General features: G+C 43.7%; 10 protein-coding genes and 2 pseudogenes. 10 read left to right on the plus strand and 2 right to left on the minus strand.

Annotated elements, in window-relative coordinates; genetic code table 11:
* Nucleotide 1: 1 nt before the first annotated feature.
* From WFH18_RS10895 to WFH18_RS10920, 6 genes are all read left to right on the plus strand, one after another.
* The gene (locus WFH18_RS10895; protein WP_004279167.1) at nucleotides 2–826 is read left to right on the plus strand and encodes an undecaprenyl-diphosphate phosphatase; all 825 of its coding nucleotides are present in this window, start codon (nucleotides 2–4) and stop codon (nucleotides 824–826) included.
* Nucleotides 820–1,641, plus strand: coding sequence for a class I SAM-dependent methyltransferase (locus tag WFH18_RS10900; RefSeq protein ID WP_336754859.1), 822 nt, complete (start codon nucleotides 820–822; stop codon nucleotides 1,639–1,641). The genes WFH18_RS10895 and WFH18_RS10900 overlap by 7 nt, the downstream gene beginning before the upstream one ends.
* A gap of 120 nt (nucleotides 1,642–1,761) precedes the next feature.
* Entirely contained in the window at nucleotides 1,762–3,144 is a 1,383-nt protein-coding gene (locus WFH18_RS10905) for a C13 family peptidase (protein ID WP_004279169.1), read from the plus strand.
* Between the two features lie 43 nt (nucleotides 3,145–3,187).
* A complete protein-coding gene (gene fghA, locus WFH18_RS10910; RefSeq protein WP_336754860.1) occupies nucleotides 3,188–4,024 on the plus strand; it encodes an S-formylglutathione hydrolase in 837 nt (278 codons plus the stop codon).
* 118 nt (nucleotides 4,025–4,142) lie between these two features.
* Entirely contained in the window at nucleotides 4,143–5,240 is a 1,098-nt protein-coding gene (locus WFH18_RS10915; RefSeq protein ID WP_138743194.1) for a YjgN family protein, read from the plus strand.
* A gap of 11 nt (nucleotides 5,241–5,251) precedes the next feature.
* Nucleotides 5,252–6,391, plus strand: a complete 1,140-nt coding sequence (locus tag WFH18_RS10920) for a M48 family metallopeptidase (protein ID WP_138743201.1) — start codon at nucleotides 5,252–5,254, stop codon at nucleotides 6,389–6,391.
* Between the two features lie 44 nt (nucleotides 6,392–6,435).
* Here WFH18_RS10920 and WFH18_RS10925 read toward each other — a convergent pair whose 3' ends face one another.
* A complete protein-coding gene (locus WFH18_RS10925) occupies nucleotides 6,436–6,714 on the minus strand; it encodes a DUF2218 domain-containing protein (RefSeq protein WP_138743193.1) in 279 nt (92 codons plus the stop codon).
* Nucleotides 6,715–6,882: 168 nt separating this feature from the next.
* Here WFH18_RS10925 and rpe point away from each other — a divergent pair, with 168 nt between their 5' ends.
* The 4 genes and pseudogenes from rpe to WFH18_RS10945 all read left to right on the plus strand — a co-directional run.
* Nucleotides 6,883–7,569 (plus strand): ribulose-phosphate 3-epimerase, encoded by a 687-nt coding sequence (rpe, locus tag WFH18_RS10930; RefSeq protein ID WP_138743192.1) that lies wholly within the window; start codon nucleotides 6,883–6,885, stop codon nucleotides 7,567–7,569.
* Nucleotides 7,570–8,196: 627 nt separating this feature from the next.
* Nucleotides 8,197–8,514 (plus strand): DMT family transporter, encoded by a 318-nt coding sequence (locus WFH18_RS10935; RefSeq protein ID WP_004279177.1) that lies wholly within the window; start codon nucleotides 8,197–8,199, stop codon nucleotides 8,512–8,514.
* Between the two features lie 73 nt (nucleotides 8,515–8,587).
* Entirely contained in the window at nucleotides 8,588–9,070 is a 483-nt protein-coding gene (locus tag WFH18_RS10940; RefSeq protein ID WP_005104886.1) for a methylated-DNA--[protein]-cysteine S-methyltransferase, read from the plus strand.
* Nucleotides 9,071–9,104: 34 nt separating this feature from the next.
* A pseudogene (locus tag WFH18_RS10945) lies at nucleotides 9,105–9,269 on the plus strand (nuclease-related domain-containing protein); the annotation flags it as partial.
* 31 nt (nucleotides 9,270–9,300) lie between these two features.
* Here WFH18_RS10945 and WFH18_RS10950 read toward each other — a convergent pair.
* A pseudogene (locus WFH18_RS10950) lies at nucleotides 9,301–9,384 on the minus strand (IS1 family transposase); the annotation flags it as partial.

Consider the following 9,384-nt stretch of genomic DNA (forward strand, 5'->3'; position numbering starts at 1 on the left):
CATGGATCTTTTACTGCTACTCAAAGCGGCCATCATGGGTATTATCGAAGGCATTACCGAGTTTTTGCCTATTTCCAGTACCGGCCATTTGATTTTGGCATCAGAATTAATGAATTTCTGGACCAAGGAAAAGAGTGATGTATTCGTCATCGCGATCCAGATGGGGGCAATTGCTGCCGTTATTTATGAATATTGGGCACGTCTTTGGGGTGCAGCGACCGGGATTGTCAGCGGTGAACCGCAAGGTCGCCGTTTAGGCATTGGCCTGATTCTGGCTTCTATTCCGATTATATTGATTGGTCTGACGCTGGGACAAACCGTCAAACAATTACTGTTTAATGATATTGCGATTGCCATTGGTTTAATTGTCGGTGGTCTGATCATTATCTGGATTGAAAAGAATCCACCACAAGTCCGTGTCCATGAAGTTGAAGAACTCAGCATTAGAGATGCGATCTGGATTGGCCTAATTCAGGTTCTATCCTTGATACCGGGTACTTCCCGTTCAGGCGCAACCATTATCGGTGCAATGTTCCTAGGTGTGTCCCGTAAGGCAGCGACTGAATTCTCATTTTTCTTGGGTATTCCGGTCATTATCGGTGCTGGCCTGCTGGATCTTTATCAAAGCTATGATGTCTTAAATACGACTGAAGACTGGACCGTGATCGGAGTTGGGCTTCTGGTTTCCTTTATCTCGGCATTGATATTAATCCGAGCGCTGGTCGCTTATGTGGCCAAACGCGACTTTATGATCTTTGCCTGGTATCGTATTGCTTCGGGTCTGCTAATTTTATTATTTGCCTATACGGGTTGGAAACTATGGTAAGCGCGATTCGCTTATATACCGAATCTGACTATCAAGAGAAAGCACAGCACTTTGAGGCTGTGCTTTCTTCTCGTGGGGTGCAGGTCGAGATTGAAACTGTTGAAAAACTCAATGCACGTTTTTTCCGTTTAAATCCTGAACTGGCACTCTGTGTCGATGCTGACGGACTCTGGTTATGTGCCAACGGCATGAAGATGCAACCGGACTGGCAAGCGGAAACCGGGCGTTTAAAACGTGCATCTTTAAAGTCAGAAATGATTGCACGCGCCTGTAATTTAAGTGAAAAACCAAGCTTAGTCGATGCGACTGCGGGTCTAGGACATGACAGTCTGTTGATGGCGCATTTAGGTGCGCAAGTGACCTTGGTTGAGCGGCATCCGATTCTATTCACCTTGCTTGAAGATACCCATATGCGTGCACAAGCGGACACATTCCTGAGTCAGATCGTATCACGGATTCATTTGGTCTTTTCTGATTCAGCCGATTATTTAAAACAGCAGGCCGAGCAGCAGCAGATTGTTGATGTGGTTTATCTTGATCCAATGTTCCCACAGCGGGATCAAAATCAGCAGGCAGTCAAAAAGCAGGCACAGGTCAAAAAACAGATGCAGCTGTTGCATATGTTATTACCTGAAGATGGTGAAATGGATCTGGGCGATAACCTTTTAGAACTGGCGCAGAAAATTGGCAAACGTGTTGTGGTCAAACGTCCGCGTCTGGCGGTATTTTTAGCCGGAAAAGAGCCAAATCATCAATGGCAAGGCGATGCTTGTCGCTTTGATGCGTATTTTCAGCATGAACTTGTAGCTGAATAGGATAATGGCTTCTTTATTAAGCAAAGATTTGTTATATATTTAAAATTAGCATTGATTAAATGCTTATCAAGCATAAACTTATTCAGCACATTAGCGAGCCACTCATCTCCTTGAAATCCTATGATCGACTTTAAACCCTCCATTAATTTTTGGCACGATTTTAAGAGCAACCAAATTGCCGGGATGTGGTTATTTCTGGGGTCGAGGCGTTCTTTACAACTGGTCCGTCCATCCATCATGCAACTGGTGTTCTGGGGGATCTTGGGTGGCTGCGCCAACAGTTTGTTTAGCTGGCTCAGTTCAGGCCGTATGGGAGATTTTAACTCTCAAGGTTTGATCAGTTATGCGCTTTGGCCTTTTATTGCCCTGATTGTCGGTATTTTTCTGTCGCAACGGGTCAATAATCCACGCTTGATGCTGGTGCCAGCCTTGTTATGGTTGGTGTTAGATACCCATATCATGCTGTTCCAGTGTCTGATTCAGTATCTGGGTGATCTGGATTATCTGCCTTATATCCTTTACGACTATATTCCAACGCTCTTTGTCATGCTGTTTGTCTGGCAAAGTCTGGCAGTGGTCTGGGTGATTTCACATGAATTAAAATGGCCGTGGTGGGAACGTGCGCTGATTATGCTGGCGACTTTGTTTACGCTAGTAGTTTGGCAGATTTCAGTCAAAGATCAGCCGATCTGGAAAGTCGAAGAAATTCCACCGAGTTTTGCCGAAGATGCTTTCTATGCCCAGCCAACTTTGCTGAATAAAGCGCTGGAAAATATCGAGTATGGTGAATTTGCACAGTCACACTGGTATTTCATGGGAGTAGCTGGAGCGAGCTATCAGGATGTATTCCATTCTGAAGTTGAGCGGATTAAAGAGCAGTTTGATACCCGTTTTGGTACTTTTGGCCGATCGATTGCCTTGGTCAATCACCCAGCGACACGTACCACTATGCCGATTGCTTCCAAAACCAGTATGGAGCTGACATTGCGCCGTATGGGGCAGCAGATGAACCGTGAAAGTGACGTATTATTTTTATATATGACCTCTCACGGTTTGCCGAATGTATTTGAAATGGAAAATGCCCCACTGGATCTGGCGCAGGTTGATCCAAAATGGTTGCGTGAAACACTAGATGCATCAGGCATACGTTGGCGCGTGATCGTAATCTCGGCCTGTTTTTCAGGCAGTTTTGCTTCTGCTTTACAGAATGACAATACCTTGGTGATTACGGCTTCGGCAGCTGATCGGCAGTCTTTTGGCTGTTCGAATGAAGCGGATTATACCTATTTTGGTCGTGCGTTCTTTGATGAAGCCATGCGTGAAAATAGCAGCTTGCAAAGCGCTTTCGCACAGGCCACAGATACCGTAGCAAAATGGGAATCAGCTCAAGGTTTTGAGCCATCAGAACCGCAATGGGTGATTGGTAAGAATATGGAATTGATGTTGCCGCAACTGGAGCAACGTTTATTTCCACAGACCACTACGGCGACATCATCTCCCTAGATCAATGTCATCCACAGACCGGTTGTAATAATAAGGAATAGCCATGGAACTTATACAGAACAATAGAAGCTTTGAAGGTGAACAGCGGATTTATCGTTTTGATTCGCGCTATCTTAAAACCCCGACCAAGTTTGGCATTTTTCTGCCGCCTCAAGCTTTAGAAGGTCACAGCTGTCCTGCATTATTCTATCTGGCTGGTTTGACCTGTACCGAAGAAACCTTTGCCATCAAGGCGCATGCACAACGTTTGGCGGCACAGCTTGGCTTGATTTTGATTACACCTGATACCTCACCACGTGGTGAAGGCGTGGCAGAAGGCGACAACTGGGATATCGGTCAGGGTGCAGGTTTTTATATCAATGCTACCCAGGCGCCTTGGGTTGAACATTATCAGATGGAAAGCTTTATTGTCGATGAATTCTATGCACTGGTTACTGAGGAGTTCGTAATCCATCCCGGCAAGATCGGCATCTTCGGCCACTCTATGGGTGGTCATGGCGCATTGACTCTGGCATTTAAATATCCAGAAAAATTTAAATCTGTTTCAGCCTTTGCACCAATTTGTGCGCCGAGTCAGTGCCCATGGGGAGACAAAGCATTCTCGAATTATTTGGGTACTGAAAAAGAGGAATGGCTGAAACATGATGCGACCGCTTTGGTTCAGGAAAAGGGCGCATTGTTTGGCGATATCCTGATTGATCAGGGTTTTTCAGACCAGTTCTATAACCAGCTTAATCCAGCCCTGTTCCAGCAGGCTTGTGATGGCGTGAACCAGCCGCTAACTTTGCGTGAACATCAGGGCTATGATCATGGTTATTACTTTATTCAAAGTTTCGTAGATGATCATTTGCAATTCCATGCCGTGCAGTTAAATCCTTAAAGCAAGACTGCACATATGTAGTAAAGCCAAAAAGATTAAAAACCTCCAAAATGTTTTTACATTCTGGGGGTTTTTCTTTTAATATCAGCTGTATAAAAGTATAAAAATTGGGGTCGTCATGCAGCAGACAGCAGACGGTATTCGTGTTGCTGAGCCCTTATTTCCAGCTGCTTCAAGTTTTTCGACTGAAGCCACGCCTTCGGTCAGACCGAAATATCAGCGTTATGGATTCAGGTTTCATGGCAGTGCATCCGAATATTTTGGTATCTGGATGGTGAATCTGATGCTGACCATAGTGACATTGACCTTGTACAGCCCTTGGGCCAAAGCACGCCGTATGCGCTACTTCTACGGCAATACCCAATTTTTAAACCATCGCTTCGACTTTGTGGCCATGCCGAGCCGGATCCTGCTGGGTCGTCTGTTTGCACTGGAGCTGTATCTGGTTACCGTTGTACTGACCAACTATTCAATCCTTGCCACCAGTTCTTTATTAATGGTCGCTGCGCTGTGTTTGCCCTGGCTCATTCGGATGACGCTGAAATTCAAGGCCCGAAATAGCAAATATGGCAATGTGCGTTTTTATTTTAATGGCAGCAACCGTGAGGCTTATAGGGTCTTATTTCTGGCCATCCTGATCAATATCTTTACTTTGCTGCTGTTTAGTCCGGTGATGATCTGGCTCTATAAACGCTATTGCTTTAATCATTTATCGATTGGTCAGCTGCAATTCAAGCTGAATATTAACTGGTCCAAGTTTATGTCTGCTATTTATCTGCCCTTGGGTCTTTGCCTGCTGGTTGGTATTGGCTGGCTTGCAGCAGTTGTATATTGGGTAAACGGGATTGGCACCAACTTGTTTAGTCTGGGTTTACTGCTTAGCTATCTGCTTTGTCTGGCGCTAGTCTGGCCGGTCATTTCTGCACGTTTATACTTCATTACCTGGAATCATGTGGAGCTTGGTCAAAGTTACTTTAAAACACGGGTCACGACATGGCGTTATAGCTGGATTGTGCTGAGCAACTGGATGATACGTGTTCTTAGTCTGGGCTTAATGACACCTTGGGCTGTCATCCGTTTATATGAATATCAGTTAAAACACTTAGAACTCTATGTAGTAGACGATGAAACTGACCTGAAGCATATCTTGCAACCTGATCCGAGTGCCTTGGCTGATGAAATCCTGGACGTATTTGATTTCGATGCGTCGTTATAGGAGTAAATGTGATGAAACGACCTGTCGAAGTTAAGTTTTATGATGGAATTCTCGCTGAAGCCCGTCGTGCTTGGATTGTACCGGATCAGCAACAAGGGGTTGCCCTGAAACTTGATGAAGATATTCCAGCACAAGTTAGCGATGCAGATTTTTATTTTGCTTATCCGGACATGGCCTACATTGGTGGTGTCGGTAGTCGTAAACCGATTATTGAGCTGCCTGAAGAGCGTCGGATTGAATTTTTAAGCAAAGCGCCGCATTGGCTCGGCATTAAACATAAAGATATTTATCATGCGATCTGGAAGTTTGAACGTTCACCGATCCTGATTTTCTTTTCCATGATCATCGTGATTAGTGCAGTGATTGTGATTTTAAAATGGGGGGTTCCTTATACTGCCAAACAGCTGGCAAAGCTCCTTCCGGAGCAGACTTTAATTGAAGTAGGCAACCGGACAGAGCAGCAATTAATTGCCCAGACTCAGCCAAGTACACTCCCGGCAGAACAACAGACGCGATTAAAAACTTTGTATGAACAAAAGATTGCTGTAGGAAAACCTGCAAAAATTATTTTCCGTCAAGGTGGATCAAGCATGGGCATGAATGCCGCAGCCATCCCGAATAACACCATTATTGTGACCGATGAACTGGTGAAAATCAGCGGCACCGATGAAGAAGTCCTTGCAGTATTGGCCCACGAACAAGGCCATCTGGTACAGAAGCACAGCATGCAAAAAGTGATTTCTAATCTGGGGGCGGCGGGACTTTTTGCCTTGGTAACTGGAGATTTAAGTGATGTGGTCACCGCATCTGTAGTCGTGTTGACCGATGCCGGATATTCGCAGGCGATTGAACTGGATGCCGATGACTATGCCATGCAGCATTTGCATCAACAGCAGATTTCCAGTATTCACTTGTCTAACTTTTTGCAGCGGGTGGAAAATGCCAGAATACTGGCAGAGGAATCGCAAACCTTAAAAATGAAAAATTTCACTCTCAATATTGATGGAAAAGACCGGCACCTGACAGAAACCGAACTGAAATGGATTCGCCTAATCGGGAAGTTTAAAAAATATCTGGAATCACATCTCGAACTGGATAAAAGAATTCAGCGTATCCATGCCTTTAATGATCAGGCGAATCATCGTATCTAGTTTCTGATCATTGCTATGCCCTGATCACTAAGGCTTTTTAGCCCCTATCTTTGCCAGTCGGCAGTCAGATGTTCCTGTCCCATACGGATCAGATGATCCAGAACCACATTTTCGAGTTTATTCAGGTCAGTAAATTCATCTGTGCTTTGAATCGTTACGGTTAGATGATCCTGTTCAGGAGCCAATATCACTTCAGCATTTGGAAAATGAATCAGGAAATTTTGTTCGGTTTCATCAATATTAAATTTATGTTTCCAGTGATTGGCTAGGCGTTTGGCAATTCGTGCTGCTTGTTGCGTCTGGATATGGGCAATACTTTTCATCAGTCTTCTACACTATTCATCATTATCCTGTACTTTAAACCAAGCGGTGATGCCGGCATAAGCCTCAAAGCGTTACACAGCGTTTTAATCTTGCAACATCGAATCACAGTAGCCGGAGCGGATTTGATATAATGGGAAAAATCCAATTTCAACAAGCCAGGTTCTCCCATGTCCAAGCCTTATTTAATTGCCCCTTCTATTTTATCTGCTGACTTTGCCCGTTTAGGTGAAGAAGTCGAGAACGTGTTGGAAGCAGGTGCAGACGTTGTCCATTTTGATGTCATGGATAACCATTATGTGCCGAACCTGACTTTTGGTGCGGGTGTTTGCAAGGCCTTGAAAAATTATGGGATCAAGGCGCCAATTGATGTGCATTTGATGGTTAAGCCGGTGGATCGCATGATCGGAGATTTCCTTGAAGCAGGTGCTGATATCATTACTTTCCACCCGGAAGCATCTGATCATATTGACCGTTCTTTACAGTTGATCAAATCAGGTGGCGCCAAAGCGGGTCTAGTATTTAACCCAGCAACGCCACTGCATTATCTGGATTATGTACTGGATAAAGTCGATCAAATTCTGCTCATGAGTGTGAACCCGGGCTTTGGTGGACAGAAATTTATTCCAATGACTTTGGATAAATTGCGTCAGGCACGCAAACTGATCGATGCTTCAGGTCGTGATATTCGTCTGGAAGTTGATGGCGGTGTTACGCCAAGCAATATTCGTGAAATTGCCGAAGCGGGTGCCGATATGTTTGTGGCGGGTTCAGCTATTTTTGGCAAGCCGGATTATAAAGCTGTGATTGATGAAATGCGTGCGGGATTAGCGAGAGTGGGACAGGTTCAATTGTAATCGTTAAAAACTCATAAGTGCATAAATATGTGGATAACTTTAGGGATAAGTGTGTAGATATCTATGTTGATAACCATATGGATATGTTGCATAAAATGTAATCGTTTGTAGCCTGATTGATTGCGATTTAGACAAAATCTGTATAAAAAGAACTCGAATTGGGTTCTTTTTTATTACATATAACCCTTATGTTTAGTGGTTATTTGTTAATCAAGAGTTAATAATTCAACCAAGTAAAAAATGATCAATGTCTCGCATATTTGTGTTTCATTATGTAATTTATCCAGACAAAGTTTAAATTTAATTGATGTGTATAACTTAATATTCTGAGTCCATTCTCATGTAATTGTTGTGAATGAATTGCCCGATTATTAGAACTATTTCTGACTTGGCATTTTCAAAATCTACCATAACCAGAGTAGCAATGAATGTCGTGAAGATTTGAGTAAGACAAAGTTAAGTTGTATCTCGATAAGTGATGTTTTGTAAAAATAGCCAGATTGCTGAAACGCGGTTTTATCAAATTTTTACACCTAGGAGGAACGACCTCCCTTGTGAATTACGTATCGGAATTTACAGGAAAAATCGTCAGGACGGCCTGATTCTTATATAAAAGGAGGAGGCTGCATGGCCTGGATCGTACTTATTCTTGCGGGTATTTTTGAAATCGTTTGGGCATATTCGATGAAGCTGTCTGAAGGATTTACCAGACTTACCCCAAGTATTATTACCATTGTCTTCATGGTACTGAGTTTTGCTTTACTGGCTTATGCGATGCGTACTTTGCCGCTAGGTACAGCCTATACGATCTGGACCGGGATTGGTGCAGTGGGTTCATTTCTCATCGGTATTTGGGTTTTGGGTGAACCCGCTACAGCGTTGCGTATGCTGGCTGCCGTACTCATCATTTCCGGTCTGGTGCTGATGAAAGTATCCTCTTCATAATTTGTTTCTGCTTGTCTCGGTGAACTGGGTTAATATAGAAAATGAACTCCAGCGATTGGGACAGGGCGCCATCATGAACTTAAGTTATCTCTATATGGATTCTCCCGTAGGTCAGCTACAACTGGTCGCGAATGAAATCGCGCTGGTAGCCGTGCTTTGGGACTGTGAACAGCCGAATCGGGTGAAACTGGCGACCTTGATTGAAGATCCGCAGCATCCGGTTTTGATTGAAACCAGACGTCAGCTTCAGGAATATTTTGCTGGTCAGCGCAATGTTTTTGACCTGCCTTTGGACTTTGCAGGTACTGATTTTCAGAAAAAGGTTTGGCAGGTGCTACTGAATATTCCCTACGGACAGACCCGAAGCTATCGTGACATTGCTGAACAGGTGGGTAATATCAAGGCAGTACGCGCCGTGGGTGCAGCCAATGGCAAAAACCCGATTTCGATTATTGCACCCTGTCATCGGGTGATTGGTCGCAGTGGCAAGCTGGTAGGATTTGCCGGTGGTTTGGATAAAAAAGAAATCCTGTTAAATATTGAGCGAACGCATTAATATTTAAACACTTAAAACAAATGAAAATTAGAATATGGAACATTCTACCATACAGCTATTAAGTCCATTCTGGTCCAGCTTAGGGTGGATTCTTCTGCTTTTCTTTGGCGTGATGATTTTTAAATTATTCAAGCCATTTTTAAAAGGGAAATTAGGAGAATTTGCGGTTGCTGCCCATGTCAAACTGTATTTAAAAGATCTTCGGTGGTGTTTCAAAAAGTATGCTGGCATTAAACGAATCCATTATTGATATAAAAGAACACTAAATCAAAGGCTTTGAAATGATTTTCAAGCTTTTTGGAGAAGTTGCAGCT

Origin of the sequence: Acinetobacter sp. USHLN143 (assembly GCF_037145695.1) — a bacterium.
Lineage (GTDB): Bacteria > Pseudomonadota > Gammaproteobacteria > Pseudomonadales > Moraxellaceae > Acinetobacter > Acinetobacter fasciculus.

Bases quoted from the DNA above. Each gene is read 5' to 3' on its own strand.
- WFH18_RS10905 (WP_004279169.1), top strand. From the start codon at position 1,762: ATGATCGACTTTAAACCCTCCATTAATTTTTGGCACGATTTTAAGAGC.
- WFH18_RS10935 (WP_004279177.1), top strand. From the start codon at position 8,197: ATGGCCTGGATCGTACTTATTCTTGCGGGTATTTTTGAAATCGTTTGG.
- WFH18_RS10900 (WP_336754859.1), top strand. From the start codon at position 820: ATGGTAAGCGCGATTCGCTTATATACCGAATCTGACTATCAAGAGAAA.
- fghA (WP_336754860.1), top strand. From the start codon at position 3,188: ATGGAACTTATACAGAACAATAGAAGCTTTGAAGGTGAACAGCGGATT.
- WFH18_RS10940 (WP_005104886.1), top strand. From the start codon at position 8,588: ATGAACTTAAGTTATCTCTATATGGATTCTCCCGTAGGTCAGCTACAA.
- WFH18_RS10915 (WP_138743194.1), top strand. From the start codon at position 4,143: ATGCAGCAGACAGCAGACGGTATTCGTGTTGCTGAGCCCTTATTTCCA.
- WFH18_RS10920 (WP_138743201.1), top strand. From the start codon at position 5,252: ATGAAACGACCTGTCGAAGTTAAGTTTTATGATGGAATTCTCGCTGAA.
- rpe (WP_138743192.1), top strand. From the start codon at position 6,883: ATGTCCAAGCCTTATTTAATTGCCCCTTCTATTTTATCTGCTGACTTT.
- WFH18_RS10925 (WP_138743193.1), bottom strand. From the start codon at position 6,714: ATGAAAAGTATTGCCCATATCCAGACGCAACAAGCAGCACGAATTGCC.
- WFH18_RS10895 (WP_004279167.1), top strand. From the start codon at position 2: ATGGATCTTTTACTGCTACTCAAAGCGGCCATCATGGGTATTATCGAA.